Annotated in this window: 22 protein-coding genes and 1 pseudogene; 14 read left to right on the forward strand and 9 right to left on the reverse strand. The window is 58.7% G+C overall.

Annotated elements, in window-relative coordinates; translation table 11 throughout:
- Nucleotides 1-95 precede the first annotated feature (95 nt).
- Nucleotides 96-1,004: a lipid kinase YegS gene (yegS, locus tag ACRER8_RS19810; RefSeq protein ID WP_431747898.1), complete on the forward strand. Its 909-nt coding sequence runs from the start codon at nucleotides 96-98 to the stop codon at nucleotides 1,002-1,004.
- A gap of 143 nt (nucleotides 1,005-1,147) precedes the next feature.
- Here the strand turns inward: yegS and ACRER8_RS19815 are convergent, their stop codons facing one another.
- The 3 genes and pseudogenes from ACRER8_RS19815 to ACRER8_RS19825 form a co-directional block, all read right to left on the reverse strand.
- Nucleotides 1,148-1,807: a response regulator gene (locus ACRER8_RS19815; protein ID WP_431747899.1), complete on the reverse strand. Its 660-nt coding sequence runs from the start codon at nucleotides 1,805-1,807 to the stop codon at nucleotides 1,148-1,150.
- Nucleotides 1,804-2,652, reverse strand: coding sequence for a sensor histidine kinase (locus ACRER8_RS19820; protein ID WP_431747900.1), 849 nt, complete (start codon nucleotides 2,650-2,652; stop codon nucleotides 1,804-1,806). The genes ACRER8_RS19815 and ACRER8_RS19820 overlap by 4 nt, the downstream gene beginning before the upstream one ends.
- A gap of 645 nt (nucleotides 2,653-3,297) precedes the next feature.
- Nucleotides 3,298-3,672 (reverse strand): annotated as a pseudogene (locus ACRER8_RS19825) (hypothetical protein); the annotation flags it as partial.
- 545 nt (nucleotides 3,673-4,217) lie between these two features.
- On the opposite strand from ACRER8_RS19825, the gene ACRER8_RS19830 reads away from it, so the two are divergent.
- Both ACRER8_RS19830 and ACRER8_RS19835 read left to right on the forward strand, forming a co-directional pair.
- A complete protein-coding gene (locus ACRER8_RS19830; protein ID WP_431747901.1) occupies nucleotides 4,218-5,144 on the forward strand; it encodes a chemotaxis protein CheV in 927 nt (308 codons plus the stop codon).
- Between the two features lie 120 nt (nucleotides 5,145-5,264).
- Complete coding sequence (locus ACRER8_RS19835; RefSeq protein ID WP_431747902.1) at nucleotides 5,265-6,074, forward strand: MOSC domain-containing protein; 810 nt, start codon at nucleotides 5,265-5,267, stop codon at nucleotides 6,072-6,074.
- A gap of 137 nt (nucleotides 6,075-6,211) precedes the next feature.
- Here the strand turns inward: ACRER8_RS19835 and ACRER8_RS19840 are convergent, their stop codons facing one another.
- On the reverse strand, nucleotides 6,212-8,140 hold the full coding sequence (locus tag ACRER8_RS19840) for a transglycosylase SLT domain-containing protein (RefSeq protein WP_431747903.1): 1,929 nt from the start codon (nucleotides 8,138-8,140) through the stop codon (nucleotides 6,212-6,214).
- A 200-nt stretch (nucleotides 8,141-8,340) separates the two neighbouring features.
- On the opposite strand from ACRER8_RS19840, the gene ACRER8_RS19845 reads away from it, so the two are divergent.
- Entirely contained in the window at nucleotides 8,341-10,260 is a 1,920-nt protein-coding gene (locus tag ACRER8_RS19845) for an ATP-binding cassette domain-containing protein (RefSeq protein WP_431747904.1), read from the forward strand.
- A gap of 69 nt (nucleotides 10,261-10,329) precedes the next feature.
- Here the strand turns inward: ACRER8_RS19845 and ACRER8_RS19850 are convergent, their stop codons facing one another.
- Nucleotides 10,330-10,773 (reverse strand): universal stress protein, encoded by a 444-nt coding sequence (locus ACRER8_RS19850; RefSeq protein ID WP_431747905.1) that lies wholly within the window; start codon nucleotides 10,771-10,773, stop codon nucleotides 10,330-10,332.
- Nucleotides 10,774-10,883: 110 nt separating this feature from the next.
- On the opposite strand from ACRER8_RS19850, the gene ACRER8_RS19855 reads away from it, so the two are divergent.
- The 7 genes from ACRER8_RS19855 (at nucleotide 10,884) to ACRER8_RS19885 (ending at nucleotide 19,279) form a co-directional block, all read left to right on the forward strand.
- Entirely contained in the window at nucleotides 10,884-11,321 is a 438-nt protein-coding gene (locus tag ACRER8_RS19855) for a hypothetical protein (RefSeq protein WP_431747906.1), read from the forward strand.
- A gap of 583 nt (nucleotides 11,322-11,904) precedes the next feature.
- Nucleotides 11,905-14,052: a fatty acid oxidation complex subunit alpha FadB gene (gene fadB, locus ACRER8_RS19860; RefSeq protein WP_431747907.1), complete on the forward strand. Its 2,148-nt coding sequence runs from the start codon at nucleotides 11,905-11,907 to the stop codon at nucleotides 14,050-14,052.
- A gap of 23 nt (nucleotides 14,053-14,075) precedes the next feature.
- Nucleotides 14,076-15,251 carry an acetyl-CoA C-acyltransferase FadA gene (gene fadA / locus ACRER8_RS19865; RefSeq protein WP_166597308.1) on the forward strand — a complete coding sequence of 392 codons (1,176 nt, stop codon included), beginning with the start codon at nucleotides 14,076-14,078 and terminating at the stop codon, nucleotides 15,249-15,251.
- Between the two features lie 102 nt (nucleotides 15,252-15,353).
- A complete protein-coding gene (locus ACRER8_RS19870; RefSeq protein ID WP_120127478.1) occupies nucleotides 15,354-15,590 on the forward strand; it encodes a DUF1653 domain-containing protein in 237 nt (78 codons plus the stop codon).
- A 110-nt stretch (nucleotides 15,591-15,700) separates the two neighbouring features.
- Complete coding sequence (gene topA, locus ACRER8_RS19875; protein WP_431747908.1) at nucleotides 15,701-18,304, forward strand: type I DNA topoisomerase; 2,604 nt, start codon at nucleotides 15,701-15,703, stop codon at nucleotides 18,302-18,304.
- A 141-nt stretch (nucleotides 18,305-18,445) separates the two neighbouring features.
- On the forward strand, nucleotides 18,446-18,967 hold the full coding sequence (locus ACRER8_RS19880) for a DUF6586 family protein (RefSeq protein ID WP_431747909.1): 522 nt from the start codon (nucleotides 18,446-18,448) through the stop codon (nucleotides 18,965-18,967).
- Nucleotides 18,968-19,042: 75 nt separating this feature from the next.
- Nucleotides 19,043-19,279 (forward strand): hypothetical protein, encoded by a 237-nt coding sequence (locus ACRER8_RS19885; RefSeq protein WP_166597312.1) that lies wholly within the window; start codon nucleotides 19,043-19,045, stop codon nucleotides 19,277-19,279.
- A gap of 90 nt (nucleotides 19,280-19,369) precedes the next feature.
- Here the strand turns inward: ACRER8_RS19885 and sulA are convergent, their stop codons facing one another.
- Both sulA and lexA read right to left on the reverse strand, forming a co-directional pair.
- On the reverse strand, nucleotides 19,370-19,870 hold the full coding sequence (gene sulA, locus ACRER8_RS19890; RefSeq protein ID WP_431747910.1) for an SOS-induced cell division inhibitor SulA: 501 nt from the start codon (nucleotides 19,868-19,870) through the stop codon (nucleotides 19,370-19,372).
- An 11-nt stretch (nucleotides 19,871-19,881) separates the two neighbouring features.
- A complete protein-coding gene (lexA, locus tag ACRER8_RS19895) occupies nucleotides 19,882-20,490 on the reverse strand; it encodes a transcriptional repressor LexA (RefSeq protein ID WP_431747911.1) in 609 nt (202 codons plus the stop codon).
- A gap of 251 nt (nucleotides 20,491-20,741) precedes the next feature.
- On the opposite strand from lexA, the gene ACRER8_RS19900 reads away from it, so the two are divergent.
- The 3 genes from ACRER8_RS19900 to ACRER8_RS19910 all read left to right on the forward strand — a co-directional run bounded on the left by ACRER8_RS19900 (nucleotide 20,742) and on the right by ACRER8_RS19910 (nucleotide 23,303).
- The gene (locus ACRER8_RS19900) at nucleotides 20,742-21,452 is read left to right on the forward strand and encodes a TetR family transcriptional regulator (protein ID WP_431747912.1); all 711 of its coding nucleotides are present in this window, start codon (nucleotides 20,742-20,744) and stop codon (nucleotides 21,450-21,452) included.
- 102 nt (nucleotides 21,453-21,554) lie between these two features.
- Entirely contained in the window at nucleotides 21,555-22,553 is a 999-nt protein-coding gene (gene nagZ / locus ACRER8_RS19905; protein ID WP_431747941.1) for a beta-N-acetylhexosaminidase, read from the forward strand.
- 9 nt (nucleotides 22,554-22,562) lie between these two features.
- Entirely contained in the window at nucleotides 22,563-23,303 is a 741-nt protein-coding gene (locus ACRER8_RS19910) for an S-methyl-5'-thioinosine phosphorylase (RefSeq protein ID WP_431747913.1), read from the forward strand.
- Between the two features lie 51 nt (nucleotides 23,304-23,354).
- Here the strand turns inward: ACRER8_RS19910 and ACRER8_RS19915 are convergent, their stop codons facing one another.
- Together ACRER8_RS19915 and ACRER8_RS19920 are read right to left on the reverse strand one after the other, a co-directional pair.
- Entirely contained in the window at nucleotides 23,355-24,008 is a 654-nt protein-coding gene (locus tag ACRER8_RS19915; protein ID WP_431747914.1) for an HAD-IA family hydrolase, read from the reverse strand.
- Nucleotides 24,009-24,470: 462 nt separating this feature from the next.
- Nucleotides 24,471-24,695 (reverse strand): DUF6555 family protein, encoded by a 225-nt coding sequence (locus tag ACRER8_RS19920; RefSeq protein ID WP_062382299.1) that lies wholly within the window; start codon nucleotides 24,693-24,695, stop codon nucleotides 24,471-24,473.
- Nucleotides 24,696-24,968 lie beyond the last annotated feature (273 nt).

Genomic DNA, 24,968 nt, shown 5'->3' on the forward strand with positions numbered 1-24,968 from the left:
GCCCTGGAGATAAAAAATATCGCTTCGAGGGCTTTTTCCTGAGGGCTTGGGGTCAACATCTGACGCAATGAATCGCAAACCTAGAAGGAAGGCATATGACGGAGCGCAGGGCAGTATTGATTCTTCATGGTAAGCAGGCGCTCAACGATGACGTGCGCAATGCTGTGCGGCGCAAGCGCACGCATGGTTGGGACCTCGACGTACGCGTGACATGGGAAGCCGGTGATGCCCAGCGCCTGGTGACAGAAGCGTTGAACGCCGGTCACCGTCAGATCATCGCGGGCGGGGGCGATGGCACACTTCGGGATATCGCTGAGGCATTGGCTCTGGCCCATAGCGATGCCAGCCTGATCATCCTGCCCTTGGGCACGGCCAACGATTTTGCGCGGTCGGCCGGCGTGCCGTTGGACATCGAGCGGGCGCTGGACCTTCTGGATGTACCCGCGCGCACGGTTGACATGGGGTCGGTGGACGGCCAGCTGTTTCTCAACATGGCCACGGGCGGGTTCGGCAGTCAGGTGACAGCCAATACGTCCGAGGACTTGAAGAAGGTACTCGGTGGGGCCGCATATCTGTTCACCGGTTTATCGCGTTTCAGCGAATTGAAAGCCGCTTACGGCGAATTGAACGGTCCGGATTTCCACTGGCGTGGCGACCTTCTTGCTCTTGGCATCGGCAATGGCCGACAGGCAGGAGGCGGGCACCCGTTGTGTCCCACCGCGCTGGCCGATGATGGCTTGCTCGATATCAGTATTCTGCCGGCACCGCAGGAAGTGGTCGGCACACTGAAGAGCCTGCTCGAGGGTGGACTGGGCATCGATAACCTGTTCGTCCGGGCGCGGCTGCCCTGGGTTGAGCTGAAATCGGTTCAGGGGCTGGATATCAATCTGGATGGCGAGCCGCTACGTGGCGAAAAATTGCGCTTCGAAGCGCGGCCCGCAGCGCTGCGCATTCATCTGCCGGCGCATTCGCCGCTGCTTGGCGGGGCCAAGCGGATCGAGTGATTACACACCCCTATAGCAGCTCGGCTTGCAGCCGTGGCGTCAACGCAATCGCTACCACCTGCAGGCCGTGTTGCTACAAAGCCAGGTTGCCCACACCCGAGCCTCGCTTCTACGCCGAAAAATGCACGCCGGGCGGGAAGGCATCAATCATCCAGGCTGATGATCTGCTCCCGGACGCAAAACAACACCAACCCCGCCACGTCGTAGATCTGCAAGCGTTTCATGATCTGCGAGCGGTGGGTTTCGACGGTCTTGATGCTCAAGTCCAGACCGTTGGCGATCTCCCTGGTGGATTTTCCGCGCACGATCAAGCGCAGGATCTCCAGCTGTCGCGCGGTGAGATTATGGTTTTCAGCCGCTTCGACCTTGCTCGACTGGGCGCCGACCAGTGCCTGATTGATCACCGTATGGGCAATGGCCGGACTCAAATAGCGTTCGTCATTGCGTAACGCGTCGAGCGCCTGTTCGATCTCCGTGGCAGTGGCGTCCTTGAGCAGGTAGCCATGGGCTCCGCCTTCGAGGGCTCGCATGATCATCTGTGGATCGGTGTGCATGGACAGAATCAGCACTTTGCTGTGGGGCAGGGCATGGTGCAGCCGTTCCAGGGCATCAAGCCCATTGCTGTCCTTCATGGAAATATCGAGCAGGATGATGTCCGGCTTGAGGTCCAGCGTCATCTCCAGCAATTGCTCGCCATCGGCAGCTTCGCCAATCACCTGATAACCGGGGATGTCGGACACCAGTGCCCGCACGCCGGCGCGAATCAAGGCGTGGTCGTCGACCAGAAGAAGATTGCAGATCATGAATGCTTACTTATGTCAGCACGTTCGCGGGCACGGGGAGCCCAGGGGAACAGAGCCTTAATATGAGTGCCGTGGCCTGGTTCACTGTCGACGGTGACGTGTCCGCCGAGCAAAGCGGCCCGCTCGGCCATGCCCGCCATGCCTCGTTGGCCTTGCGCGCCGGGATCGAGCGCCGGTGAAAAGCCGAGCCCATCATCGGAAATGCTCAGCGCGAGCCCTTCGGGCAGTCGCTGGATACGCACCAGCAGGTTCTTAGCCTGGGCATGGCGCAGCATATTGGTGACCGCTTCCTGGGTAATCCGAAACGCGGCGACCGCCATCTCCTCCGGAATACCGGCCAGTCGCTGCCGGCATTCGAGGCTCCAGAGGATCGGCGTGTCGGCCAGCGTCTGTACCAGATGCGCGCGCAGACTGGCTTCCAGACCAAGACTGGCCAACTGCCGGGGATTGAGAATGGCCGATACATCTCGCACTTTGGCCAGGGTTTCATCGAGGATGCTGTTAAGCATGACGCAGTGTGGGTGCAGGTCTTCGGAAGCGCGACGTTGCACCCATACACTCTTTAACTTGGCGGCTGTCAGCATCTGGCCAATATCGTCATGCAACTCGCGGCTCAGGCGATGGCGCTCGGTTTCCTGGACCTGCAACATGTGGTCTGCCAATTCATGAGGTTGAAACTGGATCGTCTGGTTGGGACGGCTCATGCCGTACCAGCAGATCAGGAACACCACGACGTTGAGCAATGGCCATAGCACGCTGCCATTGAAGAGCCAGGCGGCAGTGTTACACGCGGTTGTCCCCAGACAGACAATCGCAACCCACCCCATCGCTTTGTTGGGGCTCATAGGCCGTAACTTGAAGGTCTTGCTGCTGCCATGCATAGCGGATGAAGCCGTCGGATAATCGTTGCGGATACCTGAGTGTTCATTGTCAGGTCACTTTAAGCGAGTCAACACGGCGACGCCGCGCCTGTTCACTGTTTACGTGTGTACGAAAGTCCATGTTCGACTTTCATCAAGGTTATTCGATTACAGACAAGTCACCTGCATTCGCGGCCGCCGATCTTACCTTAAATAGCGGTTTGATTAAGCGCTAACTGTAAATAACCCTTGGCAAATATTGCCGTGTAAGTCAGGTTTTCTTATGGAACGATAGTGCTAATCAAAGTCAACAGGCGTTTCTCGATATTGCGAGTTGTTGATTGCTGCAACTTCCAGCCCGCAGATTACCAAGTTGCCATGTAACTGAAACTCGCGCAAAGGTCGGGTTGGCGATGATCCCGTCAATGAAAGCGGACTTGTGGTTTTCAAGCATGTCGCCCGCGGTCGATGGGTTCACCAGGGCCCATCGCCGAAACGGATTCAAAACGTGGAGCGATCGGCACGTTCGCCGACGCCGGATTCAGAATGGGTGACCGCTGTGGGCACTGTCCATTCCACTGAAACGGAGCAGCTGCTTTCCGGTTGGCCGATTCCGCAGCAGCAACCGAACTGCTCCAGTAGCTCCTGTTGCTCGCTGTCATCCAAAGGCAGCAGGCCGGTGAGCGGGTCGACCAGCTCAACCTGCCAAGACAGCAGGGCCAGGCATTGGCGCAAGGACGCCAGCGCTTTTGGAAGCAAACGCCCGGCTGCGCTGAAATACAGCAGATAGCGAAGTTGTCTGGCGAATCCGGCAATGGACGGCACAGCGGCGACATCGGCCTTGTCGGCGATCTCTTGCAGCGTGCCCAGCAGGCATTCGATCGCGTCTTTGTCGTCGCTGATTAATTCCAGGTGGCTCAGGCATTCGTCGGCGCGGTTCAGCAAGTGGTGGGTATCACCGAGAAAATCGCCGTGCAGTTGCTGCCATTCATTGCCGTTCAGCATGTGAAATCTCCACTCTTCATGGATAGCGATCCAGGATCGCGCGGGGCGAGTGGCCCAAAGTTAATGTCGAAGGCAAGGGAAAGTCTGTAGGGCGTTTCCGAATATTGCGATTTGTTTGCCGCAGACGAGACATGGTCGCCTGCAATACCCCACCCGGCGTGCGCGACTATCGGGTCCGTGATCACGGGTTTGACGGGGGCGTCGACAGGTTCCGCGAGCGCGACCACATACTTGACTCCATTCATTCAGTGAGAATGACGTCACAATAATGGCTATTAGAAACCGGGGACATCAGGTGTCCCCTGATTGTGGCTAAGGAATGCCCCTAGGCGCATCTCGGCATTTTCATCCAGATCAGGCAGAAAGCCATTATCGAGCGCGCTTCTGATTCGCCACTTGAACGGACCGGATACCCGTGAGTAAAGCATGATGCTAATGTGATATCAATTATGCCCCTCGGGCATTTTTTTCAGCATTAAGGTCTGCGCCGTCGCTGCCGATAAACGATAAGCGGACTCACTAGAACCCTGCTCCAGGAGCAACAGATGGCTGGCATTCTCGACACGGTAGACCAACGTACACAACTGGTGGGTGAGAACCGCCTGGAACTTCTCATGTTCCGTCTGGCCGGTCGACAATTGTTCGCGATCAACGTGTTCAAGGTGCAGGAAGTGCTGCAGTTGCCCAAATTGACCCTGATGCCCCAGCGTCATCCGTTCGTCTGTGGCGTGGTCAACCTGCGTGGGCAGACGCTGCCGGTCATTGACCTGTCCCAGGCGATCGGCATGCGCCCGTTGGTACCAGGCCCGTCGAGCACCATCATCGTCACCGAATACAACCGTTCCGTTCAGGCGTTTCTGGTGGGCGGCGTCGACCGCATCGTCAACATGAACTGGGAAGCCATCCTGCCACCTCCAGGCAGTGCGGGACGGCAACATTACCTGACCGCCATCAGCAAGGTGGACGATCAACTGGTCGAGATCATCGACGTCGAGAAAGTGCTCGCCGAGATCGTTCCGTACAACGCCAAGGTATCCCGCGACAAACTCGAAGATCCGGTGCTGGCCCGGGCTCGTGGGCGTGAAGTGCTGCTGGTGGATGACTCCAACGTCGCGCTCTCACAGTTGCGTGACACCCTCGGACAGCTCGGCGTGAAGATGCACGTGGCCAGCGACGGTCTCAAGGCACTGAACGTACTCAAGGGTTGGGCCGACAGCGGCGAAGTGATGACCGACAAGCTGTTAATGGTATTCACTGATGCGGAAATGCCGGAAATGGACGGCTACCGGTTGACCACCGAAATTCGCAATGATCCGCGCCTGCGCGGCCTGTACGTCGTCCTGCATACGTCGCTGTCGGGCAGTTTCAACGAATCGATGGTGAAGAAGGTCGGTTGCGACAACTTCCTGTCCAAATTCCAGCCCGACAAGCTGGTGGATGTCGTACGCGAACGCCTGATGCTCGACAACTGAAGCCCACCCAGGTTTTTTAGCCCCTCGCTGTATGGAGGGGCTTTTTTGTATCTGTATCGTTCGCTGGCGCAACGGCTCCTATAAAGTGTGGTTTTTGTGCTCAGCCATAAGGATACGTCCATGCTGCACCTCAGCGCGTTATACCGATACCCTCTGAAATCCTGCAAGGCAGAGCCGCTGCAACAGGCTGGCTTCGATGAATTGGGCCTGACCGGTGATCGACGCTGGATGCTGGTGGACGAGAGTAACGGGCGCTTTTTCACTCAGCGCGCCTTGCCTCATATGTCGCAGCTTTCGGTGCTGTGGAACGACAGGGGCGGCGTGACGCTGTCGGCGCCAGGCAGTTCAGCGCTGGATGTCGCGCTTCCCCAGGATGTCGAAGACAATCTGCGGGGTGTCACTGTCTGGCGCGACACGTTGCGCGTGCCCGACGCGGGCGACGAAGCGGCGCGTTGGGTCAGCGACTTCATTGGCAAACCCACCCGCCTGGTACACATTCCCAAGGAACGCGCCCGCTGGTTGCCGTCGGGCTATGGCACTGTGGATGACAAAGTCGGATTCGCCGATGGCTTCCCGTTGTTATTGATCGGTCAGGCGTCGCTGGATGATCTGTCGGCCAGAATCGGCCGCCCTCAGGAAATGCTGCGCTTTCGTCCGAACCTGGTTGTGGAGGGTGCTGAAGCTTTCGCTGAAGATGGCTGGAAGCGCATTCGTATCGGCGACCTGGAGTTCCGCCTGCTCAAAGGCTGCTCGCGCTGCATCCTCACCACCATCGATCCTGCAACCGGCGAACGCAGCGACGACCGTGAACCGTTGAGCACGCTCAAGACCTATCGCGAGAAAGAAGGAGAGGTCTGGTTCGGCCAGAACATGGTCAACGACGGGCCGGGTATCGTGGAGGTGGGCATGGAGGTTGAAGTGTTGGAGTGAGGTCCTGTCGGGTTCTAGCTGACGTACGACCTCTTCACTGTAGGAGCCGGCTTGCTGGCGAATCTGTCATATCAGCACATCGTCGCTGAATGACGCTCCGCATTCGCCAGCAAGCTGGCTTCTACAGATATTGGGCATTACAAATCGTCGAAGAACCGCTCATGCCAATCCACCAGCGGCTGCGGCACGTTGAGTTTCTGGCCGTAGATCACCGCATATGAAAGCACGTTCTGCACATACTGGCGGGTTTCGTCGAACGGGATACTTTCGACCCAGACGTCGAATGCCAGATGGTTCGCGCCCTTGAGCCACTGCCGTACGCGACCTGGACCTGCGTTATAGGCCGCCGACGCCAGCACTCGGTTGCCATTGAATTGCGCATGGACCTGGCTCAGATAGGCTGCGCCAAGTTGAATATTCTTGTCCGGGTCCAGCACCTGGGCGGGCGAGGCCAGCGGGATGCTGAATTTACGAGCCGTCTCCTTGGCTGTCGCTGGCATCAGCTGCATCAGACCGCTGGCACCGACACCCGAGCGGGCGTCATCCATGAATGCACTTTCCTGGCGGGTAATGGCGAACACCCAGCTGGAATGCAGACCGCGGAGCTGCGCTTCGCGCACCAATGTATCGCGGTGGGCCATCGGGAAGCGGATGTCCAGGTCATCCCAATACTGAGCCTGACTGATGGTGCGAATGGCCGGGAAATACCAGCGCATGTCATAGGCCAGTTTGGCCTGGGCGACCATTTCGTCGCGGGTAAAGCGGCGGGTCACGTGATACCACTCGCGGCGCCCGTTAACCACTTCGCCCCGCTCGTAGAACTCCATCGCACGGCGTACACCGGGGGTGTTGCGCACTTTGTTGATGGTGGCCTGACTGAGTGGCAGCGGCCTGTTGTTGAGCATGTAAGGCGTTTGCGTGCGATCGGCTGCCAGGAAACCGTAGAAGTCACGCTCCTTGGAAACCGCCTTGTACATCGCCGGCAGCAACGGGCTGTTGGGCTGCGACAGCTCCAGGGAGCGGGCCTGCCAGTAGCGCCAGCGGTTGGTGGTGGCCAGATCCTGAGGCAAACGACGAGTCAGTTCGTAGGCATCATTCCAGCGGCCAAGACGCAGCAGAAGCCGCAGTCGCCACTCAGTCACGGTGTCGTCGCGCAAATCCGGGTCGTATTTGGTCATGACTTCAAGGGCGCGGTCGTCATAGCTGCGCGCCAGAGTCAGGCCGATTTCCTTGGCGATCTGCACCTGCTCTTCATGGGAGAAGTGCAGCATCGGGGAGTAGCTGTCCAGCAGCTCCATTGCCCGCTGCGGATCTTGCTTGGCCAAACGGCGCAGGCCCAGACCGACCACATCGGACATGGCTTCATCGGCAGGCATGAATTGCCCCTGATTGTTGACCATCTCTGGCTTCTGGGCGACGGCGATCAGCAAACGGCCCTGAGGGGCGAGGGTGGTCATGCTGTTGACCAGTTGGTTGGCCAGCGCATAGTTGCGCGCCTGCGCCGCCAGCTTGGCGCGCTGCCAGCGCTTCTGTTCGGTCAATTGGCCTTCAACGGCCCACTGGGTGAAGAAGGTATCGCAGGCAGTCGGCAGGGTCTTGCCGGTCATCCAGAGCTTTTCGGCGTTGGCGTAGCCTTCCGAGCGCAGGTTGTGGCTGAGCTGGTAGGAGCCATACAGGCAGTCCAGCTCGCTGAAATTGAGTTTTGGGTCGTAATATTTGACGAATGGTTGCCAGTCGCCACGTGATGCAAGCAGGCGCAGCCAGCGCAACTTCATGAAGTTGGTTTGGGGCAGATCGCCATGTTCGGTGAGGAAGCGCTCGACTTCGTCGTTACTCGCGGTGTTCAGGCGGGCGGTGAGCTCGTCGTAGGCCAGATAGGGCTCCAGCGGATAATCGGCCAGTGCCGAGCCATACATGCGATACGGGCCGGCATCGCCCTTGGCCAGTGCCCGTTTGGCTTGATCGTAGTATTGACGTTGGGTGGTTAGATCGACCGCTTGGACGGACTGGGCGACGGTGGCCGACAGAAGCAGGCAGGACAAAAGGCTGAACAAACGACTGCGCATGAGACTTCCGTGCAGATGAACCGTGAAAAGTGTCGCTAGCTTAGCCTGTTGCCAGCGCGGGTTGAAGCGCTCACTCGTCGGGGGGTGTGGATGGAAACAAATGGTTGCAGTTGAAGCGGAGTGGGTTGGCTTGGGATAACGATTTGAAGCCATCCCCACGTATCTCAGGTAGAATGCGCCCCCGGTTTTTGGAGAAGCTCATGACCCTGCTCAAATTCAGCGATGTGTCCCTTGCGTTCGGCGCCATGCCGTTGTTGGACAAGGTGTCCTGGCAGATCGCCCGTGGAGAGCGGGTCTGCATCATCGGCCGTAACGGCACCGGCAAATCCAGCATGCTGAAGCTGGTCAAAGGCGTGCAACTGCCCGATGACGGCAGCGTCTGGCGTGCGCCAGGCCTGAAGATTGGCGAGTTGCCACAGGAATTGCCCGTGGCCGACGGCCGCACCGTATTCGACGTGGTGGCTGAAGGGCTGGATGGCGTAGGCGCCTTGCTCGCCGAATATCACCACTTAAGCCAGAACATCGTCACCGCCGAAGACCTCGACAAACTGATGCACGTGCAGTCGGACCTCGAAGCCCGTGACGGCTGGCGCCTGCAGCAACTGGTCGACAGCACCCTCAGCCGCCTGCAACTGCCGGCCGACAAGACCCTCGCCGAGCTGTCCGGCGGCTGGCGTCGCCGCGTGCTGCTGGCTCAGGCGCTGGTTTCCGAGCCTGATCTGCTGCTGCTCGACGAACCGACCAACCACCTGGACATCGGTGCCATCGCCTGGCTCGAAGAAGCACTGAAGGAATTTCAGGGCGCGGTGTTGTTCATCACCCACGACCGGTCCTTCCTGCAAAACCTTGCCACGCGCATCCTTGAACTGGATCGTGGCGGCTTGATCGACTGGAACGGCGACTACGCCAGCTTTCTGGTACACAAGGAAGCGATGCTCGCGGCCGAAGAAACCGCCAATGCCCTGTTCGATAAGCGTCTGGCGCAGGAAGAAGTCTGGATTCGTCAAGGCATCAAGGCTCGCCGGACCCGTAATGAAGGCCGCGTGCGCGCCCTCAAGGCCTTGCGCGTGGAGCGCGGCGAACGTCGTGAACGCACCGGCAAGGCGAACATCCAGCTGGACACCGCCGATAAATCCGGCAAGCAGGTCATGGTGCTGGAAAACGTCAGCTTTGCTCACCCGGGCGGTCCGATGCTGATCAAGGATTTCTCGATGGTCCTGCAGCGCGAAGACCGCATCGGCCTGCTGGGCGCCAACGGTACCGGCAAGACCACACTGCTCAAGTTGATGCTCGACAACCTCAAGCCCACCAGTGGTTCGGTTGAAGTGGGCACGCGGCTGGACGTCGCCTACTTTGACCAGTTGCGTCACCAGCTCGATCTCGAAAAGACCGTGATCGATAACGTCGCCGAAGGGCGTGACTTCATTGATATCGACGGCCAAAGCCGCCACGTGTTGAGCTATCTGGGCGATTTCCTGTTCAGCCCGCAGCGTGCACGCACACCGGTCAAGGCGCTGTCGGGTGGCGAGCGTGCGCGTTTGCTGTTGGCCAAGCTATTCAGCAAGCCGGCCAACCTGCTGGTGCTCGACGAACCGACCAACGATCTGGACGTGGAAACCCTCGAACTGCTCGAAGAAGTGCTGTTGACCTTCAAGGGCACCGTGCTGATGGTCAGCCACGACCGGGCATTCCTCGACAACGTCGTCACCAGCACCCTGGTGTTCGAAGGCGAGGGCAAGGTGCGTGAGTTCGTCGGTGGCTATCAGGACTGGCTGCGTCAGGGCGGTTCGCCGCGCCTCTTGGGTGTGACTGAAAGCAAGTCTGGCAAAGCTGACTTGAACTCGGCGATCGTCGAGCCTGCGGCAGCTCCCGCACCGGCGCAGGAAGCGGCGCCAGCGGCCAGGAAGAAACTCAGCTACAAGCTTCAGCGCGAGCTGGAAGCATTGCCGGGTGAAATCGATGCCAAGGAGCAGCAGATAGCGGCCGTTGAGGCTGAAGTTGCCGATCCGGCCTTTTACCAACGTCCGGCTGCTGAAACCGCGAGGGTGCTGGCGTCGCTGGAACAGTTGAATAAAGAACTGGATGCATTGGTAGAGCGCTGGGCCGAACTGGACGAGTGATCTGGTAACGCGCTGCAACAAAAAGCCCGAGCCCCTTCAAGGGTTCGGGCTTTTGTTTTTACCGGCGCATCACTCGGCGCGTTTGACCAGTCGCACTGCCAACACGTCGCAAGGCGCGCCGTGCAGTACATCATTGGCGGTAGAGCCCAGCAGCAGCGACAGGCCGTGACGGCCGTGGCTGCCGACCACGATCAGGTCGACATGATGCTCCTTGGCCAACTGGTGAATTTCCTGGCGAGGCTGGCCATAGGTCAGGTGGCTGTCGCCGGTTTTGACATCAGGGTATTTGAGTTTTAGTGCTTCAAGTTTTTCCTTGGCCTGATCGAACTGTTGTTGCTGCAGTTGCGAGAGGTCCATCGGCACATCGCCGCCAAAGGCCATGGCCATGGGTTCGACGATGTGCACCAATGACAGCTTGGCCCCGCTGGCCAGGGCCAGGTTCATTGCGCGCTTGATAACCGGATCGCACTCTTCAGTGAGGTCCACGGCTACCAGGATATGTTCATAGGACATGGGATGTTCCTTCTGAGGTCTGCGATGGTTTTAATTATGGCTCTTTTCACGCGCCTCATGGCACGCCTTTGTGTTTTGCTCGTCGCTCGTCGCGGCGGGGGCATACAGATATGACGGTCTGGATAGTGCTGTCAATCATTGCCGTTGTTTTGAGCCCTCTGGTATGGCTGCGGCCGTCCCGTGCTCAGAGCGGCCGCATGGCCATGCGCATGGAGGCTCGACGCATGGGTCTAGCGATGCAGTTAATTCCGCAGGAGTGGCCGCATTGGCTGGCGGTGCAGCCACCCAGCCCGTGTGCACAATATCACCGGCCCCGCGCCACTCGTGAACCCGATACCTGGGTCTACTGGCAGATGACGCCGGGAAACTGGGTCAATCAATGGCGCGAGGCATGTGAGGATGCGCACTTGCTCGCGCATTTCCGGACGCTGCCAGCGGACGTCTACAAGATCGAAGCGGGCAAGCAGTTGGTTGCGCTGTATTGGGGGGAGAGGGTCGAGGCGCAAGTGTTGCAGCGTATTGCGGCAGTGCTCAAGGCGTTGGCGTGATCGGGGGAGCTGTCCTCAGGACCGAATCGCAGGCATTAAAAAGCCCGATAGCAACATCGGGCTGGGGTTGGCCAGGCAGGCCGTAATTCGTGGTGCTTTGCGGTGCAATGCCGCAAAAGATGTACCGATTCGTTTCACTGCCTCTCTGAAAAAACGACCCGTCTTGATGCGCAGTGCGCTGAATGTAGACCTTATTGGTGCATTTGTCTGCCGTGGATCCAGTTATTTTTTGGCATTTGCCGACCGGTCGTCGCTTCCCCCGTTTATCGCCCCCGCGATCTGCTGAGTGCAATCATTCGGCTGAATACTCATTCATCAAACGTATCTTTTACCTGTGATTTGCCGGTTTTGCCCGCTGCCTGGCGAATTGACAATTGCTGGAATATGGCCGAAGGTAGGCGCACCCAAATCAAACGGGCGTATGAATTGAGCGTTTGCCGTAGGAATGCTCTGACAGACGCCCGAATCGCGTCGACGGGGTGCCTGGCGTTTGGTGTTCGCATTGACGGAAGCGTCTCTGTTTGCCGCCGGATTTCAGCGTCTGACGCGTATTGTTCAGCTTCCATATCGTGGAGATCAGTTGATGATTTACGAAGGTAAAGCCATCACGGTTAAGGCTCTTGAAAGTGGCATCGTCGAATTGAAATTCGACCTCAAGGGTGAGTCCGTCAACAAATTCAACCGCCTCACCCTCAATGATCTGCGCCAGGCTGTCGATGCCATCAAGGCCGACGGTTCGATCAAGGGCGTCATCGTCACCAGCGGCAAGGACGTTTTCATCGTCGGAGCCGACATCACCGAATTCGTCGATAACTTCAAGCTACCGGACGCCGAACTGGTCGCCGGTAACCTTGAGGCGAACAAAATCTTCAGTGACTTCGAAGACCTCAACGTACCGACGCTGGCTGCGATCAACGGCATCGCGCTGGGTGGTGGTCTGGAAATGTGCCTGGCGGCCGACTTCCGCGTGATGTCTGCCACCGCCAAGATCGGCCTGCCGGAAGTCAAGCTGGGTATTTACCCTGGCTTCGGCGGCACGGTACGCCTGCCGCGTTTGATCGGGGTGGACAACGCTGTCGAGTGGATCGCTTCGGGCAAGGACAACCGCGCCGAGGATGCCCTGAAAGTGGGCGCCGTGGATGCGGTCGTCGCTCCGGACAAGCTGCAGGAAGCCGCGCTTGACCTGATCAAACGCGCCATTTCCGGCGAGTTCGACTTCAAGGCCAAGCGTCAGCCGAAGCTGGATAAACTGAAGCTGAACGCCATCGAACAGATGATGGCCTTTGAGACCGCCAAGGGTTTCGTTGCCGGTCAGGCCGGTCCGAACTACCCGGCTCCGGTCGAAGCGATCAAGACCATCCAGAAAGCTGCGAACTTCGTTCGCGACAAGGCGCTGGAAGTTGAAGCGGCTGGTTTCGTGAAAATGGCCAAGACGTCGGCGGCCGAGAGTCTGATTGGTCTGTTCCTGAACGATCAGGAGCTGAAAAAGAAAGCCAAGATCTACGACGAAGTCGCCAGGGACGTGAAGCAGGCTGCCGTACTCGGCGCAGGCATCATGGGTGGTGGCATCGCCTATCAGTCGGCTGTCAAAGGCACGCCGATTCTGATGAAGGACATTCGCGAAGAAGCCATCGAGCTGGGCTTGAACGAGGCTTCCAAACTTCTGGGCAAGCGCGTCGAGAAAGGCCGTCTGACCCCGGCGAAGATGGCTGAAGCGCTGAACGCGATTCGCCCGACCCTGTCCTACGGCGATTTTGGTCACGTGGATCTGGTGGTAGAAGCCGTCGTCGAGAATCCGAAGGTCAAGCAGGCCGTGCTCTCGGAAGTGGAAGGGCAGGTGGGCGAAGGCACCATTCTGGCGTCCAACACCTCGACCATCTCCATCAGCCTGTTGGCCAAGGCGCTCAAGCGTCCTGAGAATTTCGTCGGCATGCACTTCTTCAATCCGGTGCACATGATGCCGCTGGTGGAAGTCATCCGTGGTGAGAAGTCGAGTGAAGTCGCGGTCGCGACCACCGTCGCCTACGCCAAGAAAATGGGCAAGAATCCAATCGTGGTCAACGACTGTCCGGGCTTCCTGGTCAACCGTATTCTGTTCCCGTACTTCGGCGGATTCGCCAAACTGGTCAGCGCCGGTGTCGACTTCGTGCGCATCGACAAGGTCATGGAAAAGTTCGGCTGGCCAATGGGCCCGGCCTACCTGATGGACGTGGTCGGCATCGACACCGGCCACCACGGTCGCGATGTAATGGCCGAAGGCTTTCCCGACCGCATGAAAGACGATCGTCGCTCCGCTGTCGACGCGTTGTATGACGCCGATCGCCTGGGCCAGAAGAACGGCAAAGGCTTTTACGTCTACGAGACCGACAAGAAGGGCAAGCCGAAGAAGGTCGTCGACGCTTCTGTGCTGGAAGTGCTCAAGCCGGTCATCTACGAACAGCGCGAAGTCACTGATGAGGACATCATCAACTGGATGATGATCCCGCTGTGCCTGGAAACCGTGCGCTGCCTGGAAGACGGCATCGTCGATACCGCAGCCGAGGCCGACATGGGCCTGATCTACGGCATTGGTTTCCCTCCGTTCCGTGGCGGTGCGCTGCGTTACATCGATTCGATCGGTGTCGCTGAATTCGTTGCCCTGGCTGACAAATACGCTGATCTGGGCGCTTTGTACCACCCCACTGCGAAGCTGCGCGAAATGGCCAGTACCGGCCAGCGTTTCTTCGGCTAAGTGCCCAACGAACAGGTGAGAATATGAGCTTGAATCCGAGAGACGTCGTGATTGTCGACTTCGGTCGTACTCCGATGGGCCGCTCCAAGGGTGGCATGCACCGTAACACCCGCGCTGAAGACATGTCGGCGCACCTGATCAGCAAATTGCTGGAGCGCAACAGCAAGGTCGACCCGGCGGAAGTCGAGGACGTGATCTGGGGCTGCGTCAACCAGACCCTGGAGCAGGGCTGGAACATCGCGCGCATGGCGTCGCTGATGACCCAGATCCCGCACACCTCGGCGGCGCAAACCGTCAGCCGCCTGTGTGGATCATCAATGAGTGCGCTGCACACCGCAGCTCAGGCGATCATGAGCAACAACGGTGACGTCTTCGTCATCGGTGGTGTCGAGCACATGGGCCACGTCGGCATGATGCACGGTGTCGATCCGAACCCGCACATGTCGCTGTACGCGGCCAAGGCTTCGGGGATGATGGGGCTGACCGCCGAGATGCTCGGCAAGATGCATGGCATCACCCGTGAGGCACAGGACGCGTTCGGTGTGCGTTCGCACCGTCTGGCGCATCAGGCGACCGTGGAGGGCAATTTCAAGGACGAAATCATCCCGATGCAAGGGTATGACGAGAATGGCTTTCTGAAGATGTACGACTTCGATGAGACCATCCGGCCCGAAACCACCCTGGAAAGCCTCGCGGCCCTGAAGCCGGCGTTCAATCCAAAAGGTGGTACCGTGACCGCGGGTACGTCTTCGCAGATCACTGACGGTGCTTCCTGCATGATCGTCATGTCCGGCCAGCGTGCGATGGATCTGGGCATTCAGCCAATGGCGGTCATTCGCTCCATGGCAGTGGCCGGTGTCGATCCTGCGATCATGGGGTACGGCCCGGTTCCGGCGACCCAGAAAGCGCTCAAGCGCGCGGGTCTGAGCATCGCTGACATCGACTACTTCGAGCTCAACGAAGCTTTCGCCGCACAGGCCCTGCCCGTGCTGAAAGATTTGAAAGTGCTCGACAAGATGGACCAGAAGGTTAACCTGCACGGCGGCGCTATCGCTTTGGGTCACCCGTTTGGTTGCTCAGGAGCGCGTATTTCCGGCACCTTGCTCAATGTCATGAAACAGAAAGGCGGCACTTTGGGTGTCGCCACAATGTGTATCGGCCTGGGGCAAGGCATCACCACCGTGTTCGAACGCGTATAAATCGGTGTGAGTGTGCGAGCCGGGGCCAGGTGCCCCGGCTTTTGCTTTTCTCGGGAATGTTTTTTGAAATTTTTTTTCGCGTCCATCCGTGAGGTCAGCAGCATGCAATTGAAGCCAGGTCTCTACCGTCATTACAAAGGTCCTGAGTACCGTGTATTCGGTGTCGCGAAGCATTCGGAGACTGAAGAGGAAGTCGTGTTCTATCAGGCGTTGTATGGTGAATACGGGTTGTGGGTGCGTCCTTTGAGCATGTTTCTGGAGTCAGTCGAGGTTGACGGGGAGCAAGTGCCGCGCTTTGCTTTGGTCCAGGCCGAACCTGATCTTTTTTCAAGGTCGTGAGGCGAGACCTTGCAGTAGCCTCTGCTTGACCTCATCTCTTAGCCACTATATATAGCGGGGCCTCGACGGCTCCAACGTCTTTTTTTCTTGCATTAGGAATTTTCCGATCCATGGGCAAATCGCTGGTCATTGTGGAATCCCCGGCTAAGGCCAAGACCATCAACAAGTATCTGGGCAGCCAGTACGTGGTGAAGTCGAGTATCGGCCATATCCGAGACCTGCCCACCAGCGGTTCGGCGAGTGCCGCCAAAGAGCCTGCTGCCAAGCGCGGCAAGACCGCGTCTGAAGCGCCTGCGCTGTCGCCCAAGGAAAAGGCCAAGCGCCAGCTCGTGGCGCGGATGGGCGTCGATCCCGAGCATGGCTGGAAAGCCAAGTACGAAATCCTTCCCGGCAAGGAGAAGGTGATCGACGAACTGCGCCGCCTGGCCAAGGATGCCGACACCATCTATCTCGCGACGGACTTGGACCGCGAAGGGGAAGCCATTGCCTGGCACCTGCGCGAAGCCATCGGCGGTGACGACGAGCGTTACAAGCGCGTGGTGTTCAACGAGATCACCAAGAAGGCGATTCAGGAAGCCTTCTCCAAACCGGGAGAGCTGGACATCGATCGCGTCAATGCCCAGCAGGCGCGTCGCTTCCTCGACCGCGTCGTGGGTTACATGGTTTCCCCGCTGCTGTGGCAGAAGATCGCCCGCGGTCTGTCGGCGGGTCGGGTGCAGTCCGTCGCCGTGAAGTTGGTCGTGGAGCGTGAGCGCGAGATCCGTGCGTTCATCCCCGAAGAATACTGGGAAGTCCACGCTGATCTGGGCACCGCCAAGGGCGCCAACGTGCGCTTCGAAGTGGCGCGCGAGAAGGGTGAGGCTTTCAAGCCGCTAAACGAAGCCCAGGCCATGGCGGCACTGGAGAAGCTCAAGGTTTCGTCCTACAGCATCGCCAAGCGCGAAGACAAACCGACCAGCAGCAAGCCGTCCGCGCCGTTCATCACGTCTACCTTGCAACAGGCCGCGAGCAACCGCCTGGGCTATGGCGTGAAGAAAACCATGATGATGGCCCAGCGTTTGTACGAAGCCGGTTACATCACCTACATGCGTACCGACTCGACCAACCTGTCGGCTGACGCGGTGGCCATGGCTCGCACTTACATCGAGAACGAATTCGGCAAGAAATACCTGCCTGATTCGCCGAACGTCTATAGCAGTAAGGAAGGCGCGCAAGAGGCGCACGAAGCGATTCGTCCGTCCGACGTCAACACCCACCCGAGCAAGTTGTCGGGCATGGAGCGTGACGCCGAGCGCTTGTACGAGCTGATCTGGCGCCAGTTCGTGGCCTGCCAGATGCCGCCTGCGCAATACCTCTCGACTACCGTCAGCGTGGCGGCGGGCGATTTCGAATTGCGAGCCAAGGGCCGAATCCTCAAGTTCGATGGTTACACCCGAGTGCTGCCGCAGATGAGCAAGCCCGGCGACGACGATGTGCTGCCTGACATGGTTCAGGGCGACAGCATGAAGCTGATCAAGCTCGATCCGAGCCAGCACTTCACCAAGCCGCCTGCGCGTTACTCGGAAGCGAGTCTGGTCAAGGAAATGGAGAAGCGTGGCATTGGTCGTCCATCGACCTACGCGGCCATCATCTCGACGATTCAGGACCGTGGCTATGTGGCGCTGCACAACCGCCGCTTTTACTCGGAAAAAATGGGCGACATCGTGACTGAGCGTCTGTCCGAGAGCTTCGCCAACCTGATGGACTATGGCTTCACCGCCGGGATGGAAGAAAACCTCGATGACGTGGCCCAGGGTGAACGCGACTGGAAAAACGTGCTCGACGAGTTCTATGGCGACTTCAAGAAGAAGCTGGAAGTGGCCGAGGCCACTGGCAGCGGCATGCGCGCCAACGAGCCGGTGATGACGGACATCCCGTGCAAGGTCTGCGGTCGTCCGATGCAGATCCGTACGGCGTCCACGGGCGTGTTCCTCGGTTGCTCGGGCTACAGTCTGCCGCCCAAAGAGCGCTGCAAAGCTACCGTCAACCTGACGCCGGGCGACGAAATTGCCGACGACGATGAGGGTGAGTCTGAATCCCGCGTGCTGCGTGGCAAGCACCGTTGCCCCATCTGCAGCACGGCGATGGATGCGTACCTGCTCGACGAAAAGCACAAACTGCATATCTGTGGTAACAACCCGGATTGCGCGGGCTACGAGATCGAAGAAGGCACGTATCGTATCAAGGGCTACGAAGGCCCGAGCGTGGAGTGCGACAAGTGTGGCGGCGAGATGCAGCTCAAGACCGGCCGTTTCGGCAAGTTCTTCGGCTGCACCAACTGTAAGAATACCCGCAAGCTGCTAAAGAACGGCGAAGCAGCGCCGCCGAAGATGGACCCGGTGAAGATGCCGGAACTCAAGTGCGAGAAGGTCGACGATACCTACATCCTGCGTGACGGCGCCTCGGGTCTGTTTCTGGCTGCCAGCCAATTCCCGAAAAACCGCGAGACGCGTGCTCCGCTGGTATTGGAAATCGTGCCGCACAAGTCCGAGATCGATCCGAAATATCACTTCCTTTGCGAAGCGCCGCAAAAAGACCCTGATGGCCGTCCGGCGGTGATCCGTTACAGCCGCAAGTCCAAGGAGCAATATGTGCAGACCGAAGTGGAAGGCAAGCCGACCGGCTGGCGCGCGTTCTACGATGGCGGCACGTGGAAGGTCGAAGACAAGCGTTGATGGCTTAATGTCGGGTCAAAGACGACTGGCGAGCATCCACGCTTTGCGTTAAAAGAATCCCTCGGTGGCTTTCCTGTGCATCGAGGGATTTTTTTGCCTTGGCTTGCTCGTTCAAATTTCATTGATGTGGAGGCCACTGTCATGGCTCACGAACTCTATACCCGCACTAATCAGAAGCTTTTCTTTGCAGGTCTTGCCCTTGAGGCGATGGCCAAGGCGAAGGAAAGTCGGGCGATGAACGCTCAAGGGCTTGAGCAGGCGGAACGCGAATCTGCGATCTTTCATCTGTACGGAGCGCTGTTGGGCTTGTGCCATGAAATCGCCGGCTTCTACCGACTGCCAAAGGCCAGTACGCCGCGTGCGGAGGATCTGCTAACACCGCAAGTGCTGGAGGCAATCGCCATCCCTGAAATGGGCGAACTGGTGGAGCTGGCACAGCAACGTGAAACCTGGCTGGCGCAGTTGCTGGCTTCCTATAACGCACTGTTTCAGCCGCCTCGGGCGCCGAAAAAATCAAAAGGCGATGTCACGCAGCCGTTGATTATCGCGGTGGGTGCTGAAGAAGAAATCGAGCCGGAATTGACTCGCGAAGAAATGGAAAGCTGGCGTCAGCAGCTCAAAGGGCTGGCGATACGCTTCCGCGAGGGTTTGAGCGAGTGCTGACACAGAATGATCGGTGGGCTAGGGCCTGAGTCATCCGGCTGTTACAATGCCCGCCTTTCGTGGAGAACTGTCCTGATGCCAACCTCTTTTCTGGAAATTGTCGAATTGCCTGACGGCCGCATTGAGCTGCGCCGCGCCGAGGATGAGGGGTCGCTCGTGACCTTGAACTTCTCCGAGGATGCCAAGGCATTTCTGCATGGCCAACACGTCGAAGTCGCCAAGGCGATGCTCAGTGTGGGCGTGCAAATGGCCGGCCGTCTGGCTGAAGGCGAGCTGACCAAGGAAGAAGAGGGACCGCGGGTTCTGCATTGATCCTGCGCCGATCCCGTCCGGGGTCGGCATTCAGCACCGGCGACAGCTGTCTGATCGCTTCTCATTGATTGGAGAAGCCCCTACGCGCCATCAGCCGAGGCGGATGTTCAGGCTCTGCGCATCGCCGATACGGGCCGCGGTAATCAGTTGCTGACGCGCGCTGGCGGAAATCGGATTGACCCAACTGACTACTGTATGGCTTCGACCCAGACGCAGCGCTTCGCGAGTCAGCTCCAGCGCGGTTTGCGTGCCTCTGGGATGCATCAGGATAATGCGCTCCCGGTTCAGCCCCGCGTCCCGCAGCCAGGCTTGTGTGACGCTGGAAGGTGGAGCGATAAGGGTCAGCCACCGGTCGTTTCGGTCCTGGCTCAAATCGCGCAGAATGGGCGCGAGCAGGTTCAGGCAGTTCCCGGCGGCACCGCGCAATGACAATTCACTAAAGACTTCTGGTTCGTTGCTCCAGGGCGTTTCGACGATATCGTCGAGAACCGGTACCTGAAGCGGAACGTCGAGCATTGGCAGCACAGGCGCCATGAATGCTTCGAACAGCGGCAGTTGTGCATGTTGTTGCGGTGTGTGTGGGAACTGCATAAACGTTCTCCTTAGCGGCGAATGACGCCGACGCTTAGCCCTTCAATAACCAGGTCCTGATCTTTCAGATTGACTTCGATGGGAGCGAATTCAGGGTTCTCGGCCATCAGCCAGACCTTGCTGCCTTCGCGCTTGAAGCGCTTGACCGTGACTTCGTCGCCGATTCGGGCTACGACGATCTGGCCATTGCGGGCCTCGCGGGTGGTGTGAACGGCCAGCAGGTCGCCGTCGAGTATGCCGACGTCTTTCATACTCATGCCGTGAACGCGCAGTAGGTAGTCGGCGCTGGGATGGAAGAAGGCCGGGTTGATGGCCAGGGATTCTTCAATATGTTGCTGGGCCAGGATCGGAGCGCCGGCCGCAACCCGACCGATGATCGGTAGGCCGCTTTCTTCGGTCTTCGCCTCGAAGCCCGGAATCCGGATACCGCGAGAAGCACCAGGGGTCATTTCGATTGCCCCCTTGCGCGCGAGGGCCTTGAGGTGTTCTTCAGCAGCATTGGGGGATTTGAACCCCAGTTCCTGGGCGATTTCCGCACGGGTCGGTGGATAGCCGTTGTCTTCCAGGCAGCGTTTGATGAAGTCCAGGATTTCGGCTTGGCGTGACGTCAGTTTGATCATGTGCATCGCTCTGTCTTTTTATACAGTGACTGGGATTATATACAGTGATTGCGTCTTGGCAATCATCCTTTTTCACAGGCGGGGGTCGAATGTCGCGAAGAGCACATTTCTCTCTCGCTGGGCCGGTGGCTGACAGCCGGTTTTTTTATGATTAAATGGCGTGACTGATCAGCCAGAAAACGAACAGCCAGGGTTGACAGCCGGTAGGCTGAAACGTATGTTTCAAACAAGTGTTTGTCAGGCGAATAACCATGGCTCAGTCGGAAACAGTTGAACGAATTCTCGATGCTGCGGAGCAGCTATTCGCGGAAAAGGGTTTTGCCGAAACTTCGTTGCGGCTGATCACCAGCAAGGCTTCGGTCAACCTGGCAGCGGTGAACTACCATTTCGGTTCAAAAAAGGCGCTGATCCAAGCCGTATTTTCGCGCTTTCTCGGGCCGTTCTGCGCCAGCCTGGACAAAGAGCTCGAGCGTCGTCAGGCCAAACCGGAGCACAAACCCACCCTCGAAGAGTTGCTGGAAATTCTCGTCGAACAGGCCTTGGTCGTGCAGCCCCGAAGCGGCAATGATTTGTCTATTTTCATGCGCCTTCTGGGGCTGGCGTTCAGTCAGAGCCAAGGGCACTTGCGGCGTTATCTGGAAGACATGTACGGCAAGGTGTTTCGCCGCTACATGCTGCTGGTTAACGAAGCCGCGCCGCGTATTCCCCCAATCGAATTGTTCTGGCGCGTGCACTTCATGCTCGGTGCCGCGGCATTCAGCATGTCCGGTATCAAGGCGCTGCGTGCCATTGCGGAAACCGATTTCGGCGTCAACACCTCCATCGAACAAGTCATGCGCCTGATGGTGCCGTTCCTGGCCGCCGGGATGCGCGCCGAAACGGGTGTTACCGATTCGGCGATGATCAGCGCTCAGCTCAAGCCACGCAGTAAAAGCACCGCGCCTGCCCCCGCTAAAGTCTGACTGCCCCGCCTGCCGGTGCGGTGCATTTGCATCGCACCCTTCGATCCCGCACCATGCCGCACTAGGCAACGGTTGTTGAAGGATCTACATATGAGTTCTGGCCTGCAAGGCTCCCTGATGGTGGATATCGCCGGTACCTGGCTGACATCCGAAGACCGTCAGTTTCTACGTCAGCCCGAGGTGGGTGGGCTGATCATTTTTGCGCGCAACATCGAAAGCCCACGACAAATTCGCGAGCTGAGCGCGTCCATTCGCGCGATTCGTCCTGACCTGCTGCTGGCGGTCGATCAGGAGGGCGGTCGGGTGCAACGCCTGCGTCAGGGTTTCGTGCGTCTACCAGCGATGCGGGCAATCGCCGATCATCCGAACGCCGAGTTTCTCGCTGAGCAGTGTGGCTGGCTGATGGCAACCGAAGTGTTGTCGGTCGGTCTGGATCTGAGCTTTGCACCGGTGCTGGATCTGGATTATCAGCGCAGCGCGGTAGTGGGCAGCCGTTCGTTCGAGGGCGATCCTGAACGCGCAGCGGTGCTCGCAGGTGCCTTTATCCGTGGCATGAATGACGCAGGCATGGCCGCAACGGGCAAGCACTTCCCGGGGCACGGCTGGGCCGAGGCGGACTCTCACGTCGCGATTCCCAACGACGAGCGCAGTCTGGAAACCATCCGTGCCAACGATCTGGTGCCGTTCGCGCGCCTGAGCAGGCACCTTGCCGCAGTGATGCCTGCGCATGTCATTTACCCGCAGGTCGACTCGCAGCCGGCCGGTTTTTCCCGTCGCTGGCTGCAGGAAATCCTGCGCGGCGAGCTGGGTTTCGATGGCGTGATTTTCAGCGATGACCTGTCCATGGCCGGCGCCCATGTGGTGGGTGACGCTGCGAGCCGTATCGAAGCGGCGTTTGCGGCAGGTTGCGACATGGGTCTGGTGTGTAACGACCGTGGCGCCGCGGAGCTGGCGCTAAGCGCTGCCCAGCGGATGAAGGTCACTCCCCACGAGCGTATCGCCAAAATGCGCGGCCAGGGCCTCGCGACCACTGAGTACCGTCAACATCCACGCTGGCAGGCCGCCGTGAATGCACTGCGCACCGCCCAACTGATCGATTAAGGATCCGCAATGACTGTTTACGCGATTATCGGCGGTACTGGATTGACCCAGCTCGAAGGCCTGACGATTCGTCAGTCACTGCCGATGAACACGCCTTACGGCGCGCCGTCCGGCGAGATCCAGATCGGTGAGTTTGCCGGGCGGGAGGTCATGTTTCTTGCCCGTCACGGTCATCCGCACCGTCTGCCGCCGCACAGGATCAATTACCGGGCCAACGTTTGGGCGTTGAAGCAGGCGGGCGCGCAGGCGATTCTGGCGGTGAACGCGGTCGGTGGTATTCATGCTGACATGGGCAGCGGGCATTTCTGCGTGCCCCACGATCTGGTGGACTACACCAGTGCTCGGGACCACACTTTTTTTGCCGATGATCTGGAGCAGGTCACCCACGTCGATTTCAGCCATCCCTACAGCCAGCCGTTGCGCGCGCGATTGATCGCGGCGCTGGCCGCTGAAGGCTGTGCATTCAGCGATTTCGGCGTGTACGGCTGTACTCAAGGGCCACGTCTGGAAACCGCAGCCGAGATCGTCCGGCTGGAGCGCGACGGCTGTGACATCGTCGGAATGACCGGCATGCCGGAGGCCGCTCTCGCGCGTGAGCTTGAACTCGAATACGCCTGCCTGGCACTGGTGGTAAATCCGGCGGCGGGCAAGTCGTCTTCGGTGATCACCATGGTCGAAATCGATCACGCGCTGCACAACGGCATGGGCAAAATCAAAGCGGCCTTGGCCCGTGTGCTGAGCGAGGCGTGAGGCCCGGCTCGATGCAACGGGCGACCGGCGCCTGCATCGAGTCACAGGCTGTCACTGAGCGCGCAGTTGCAGGCGGCCCTGATGATTGATCGAAACGCCATAGGCGTCATAGCTGGTCAAGCTTGAGTGTGGAGTCTCAATCGCATGCTTGTGGGTTGCGGTAATGACCATGACTTTCGCACCTGCCGCCTCTGCTGCGGCGATGCCGGCTGGTGCGTCCTCGAACACCAGGCATTCCTCAGGCTTGACCCCCAGCTTCTGGGCGGCCAACAGAAAACAGTCCGGCGCAGGTTTGCCGCGCTCGACATCCTCCGCAGCGACCATGATGTCCGGCAGCGGCAGGCCTGCTGCCTGAATCCTGCGCTCGGCCAGCAATCTCGGCGCGGACGTCACTACAGCCCAGCGATCAGCAGGTAACCCCGCGAGGAAACAGGCGGCGCCTTCGATGGAAACCACGCCTTCGACATCATCGGTTTCAGCCTGGGCGAGCAATTCGGCCTCGCGCTCAGGGTCGACGCCCGGCAAATTCAAGCGGCGCAATGTGTCCACGCAACGCACGCCATGAATGGTTGACAACAATTCTTCGACATTCAGCCCCTTGCTCTGCGCCCATTGGGTCCAAACCCGCTCGGCGGCGGCAATCGAGTTGGTCAGCGTACCGTCCATGTCGAACAGAAATGCGGCGAATGTGTGCTCTTCCAGCATGCCTTTGCTCCCTCGTCAGTCGGTGTGCTCGCGATGCTAACACGCAGGTTTAACGCTAGGCTTGGCAGGTGAATCTTTTTCAGGAGGAAGGTGGCTTGGGGGGAATTAACGGCATCGCTGTCTGATAGAGGGTCGAGCCATGAAGTGCATGCCGATTCTTGAGAGCTGTGGACAAACGGCAGAGCTACGCTCGGAAGCCCCTGAAAGTCAACGCCATTTCGTTCAAAAAGTTGTCCACGGAAAGCGTGAATATCTCTGTGGATAACTGGCTGCAAGCCCTTAAATGCAAGGGCTTACTTGCAATGGTCGTTTAATGATCAGTTCCTACAAAGGGGAGTGTCGACGCTAAAGGTAAAGCGATCTGGAGTGGTATGAGCAATGGGCCGATAGCTGCATGGCAGCTACCAAGACCACCGAATCACCCAAGCGAAAACACGCCCCGTTGAGCTTACGCTCGGACGCTCAGGATTCGGCCCATTCCACATCCGTCAACCCAAGCTGTTCGGCTTTGGGTTTACTGACTTTCGGCACTTTGTCCGAACGATACTTGGGTATCTGCCCAAATCCGGCGTCTACCGACGCCCAATGCCATGCGGATGCGTTATCCATGGCTTCGGCGCTGATGTAGAAGCTTTTGTATTTACCGTGCAGCAGATAATCGATTCTGAAATGCTTGTATTGTGCCACTCTCGCAAACCTCCCTATCAGTCGCTCACAGTTCGTTGAGTCGGATCCAGCAGGAAAATTCACTCGGATCATTTCTTTCATTGCCAGACGGTTACGTGTGGTACAGAAGGGTGATTCGCAGTGGGCGGATGTCAACAAATGGATGGGTGAGGGCCATGACAGCTTGAAGCTATACACCCCATTTTCTGCGACGACGCTTCGGGAGGAGGCTTTGCCGACGGTATCGTCATTAGATCGATGCCGTCGGCAAGCCGGATTGCTACAGGTTTCTCA

The sequence above is a fragment of the Pseudomonas sp. genome (assembly GCF_050739935.1).
Lineage (GTDB): Bacteria > Pseudomonadota > Gammaproteobacteria > Pseudomonadales > Pseudomonadaceae > Aquipseudomonas.

Coding starts and splice junctions, on each gene's coding strand:
- ACRER8_RS19880 (WP_431747909.1), top strand. CDS start 18,446: ATGGCTCACGAACTCTATACCCGCACTAATCAGAAGCTTTTCTTTGCA.
- ACRER8_RS19855 (WP_431747906.1), top strand. CDS start 10,884: ATGACGGTCTGGATAGTGCTGTCAATCATTGCCGTTGTTTTGAGCCCT.
- ACRER8_RS19840 (WP_431747903.1), bottom strand. CDS start 8,140: ATGCGCAGTCGTTTGTTCAGCCTTTTGTCCTGCCTGCTTCTGTCGGCC.
- sulA (WP_431747910.1), bottom strand. CDS start 19,870: ATGCAGTTCCCACACACACCGCAACAACATGCACAACTGCCGCTGTTC.
- ACRER8_RS19915 (WP_431747914.1), bottom strand. CDS start 24,008: ATGCTGGAAGAGCACACATTCGCCGCATTTCTGTTCGACATGGACGGT.
- fadB (WP_431747907.1), top strand. CDS start 11,905: ATGATTTACGAAGGTAAAGCCATCACGGTTAAGGCTCTTGAAAGTGGC.
- lexA (WP_431747911.1), bottom strand. CDS start 20,490: ATGATCAAACTGACGTCACGCCAAGCCGAAATCCTGGACTTCATCAAA.
- fadA (WP_166597308.1), top strand. CDS start 14,076: ATGAGCTTGAATCCGAGAGACGTCGTGATTGTCGACTTCGGTCGTACT.
- yegS (WP_431747898.1), top strand. CDS start 96: ATGACGGAGCGCAGGGCAGTATTGATTCTTCATGGTAAGCAGGCGCTC.
- ACRER8_RS19850 (WP_431747905.1), bottom strand. CDS start 10,773: ATGTCCTATGAACATATCCTGGTAGCCGTGGACCTCACTGAAGAGTGC.
- ACRER8_RS19815 (WP_431747899.1), bottom strand. CDS start 1,807: ATGATCTGCAATCTTCTTCTGGTCGACGACCACGCCTTGATTCGCGCC.
- topA (WP_431747908.1), top strand. CDS start 15,701: ATGGGCAAATCGCTGGTCATTGTGGAATCCCCGGCTAAGGCCAAGACC.
- ACRER8_RS19835 (WP_431747902.1), top strand. CDS start 5,265: ATGCTGCACCTCAGCGCGTTATACCGATACCCTCTGAAATCCTGCAAG.
- ACRER8_RS19900 (WP_431747912.1), top strand. CDS start 20,742: ATGGCTCAGTCGGAAACAGTTGAACGAATTCTCGATGCTGCGGAGCAG.
- ACRER8_RS19885 (WP_166597312.1), top strand. CDS start 19,043: ATGCCAACCTCTTTTCTGGAAATTGTCGAATTGCCTGACGGCCGCATT.
- ACRER8_RS19845 (WP_431747904.1), top strand. CDS start 8,341: ATGACCCTGCTCAAATTCAGCGATGTGTCCCTTGCGTTCGGCGCCATG.
- ACRER8_RS19820 (WP_431747900.1), bottom strand. CDS start 2,652: ATGAGCCCCAACAAAGCGATGGGGTGGGTTGCGATTGTCTGTCTGGGG.
- ACRER8_RS19830 (WP_431747901.1), top strand. CDS start 4,218: ATGGCTGGCATTCTCGACACGGTAGACCAACGTACACAACTGGTGGGT.
- ACRER8_RS19870 (WP_120127478.1), top strand. CDS start 15,354: ATGCAATTGAAGCCAGGTCTCTACCGTCATTACAAAGGTCCTGAGTAC.
- ACRER8_RS19910 (WP_431747913.1), top strand. CDS start 22,563: ATGACTGTTTACGCGATTATCGGCGGTACTGGATTGACCCAGCTCGAA.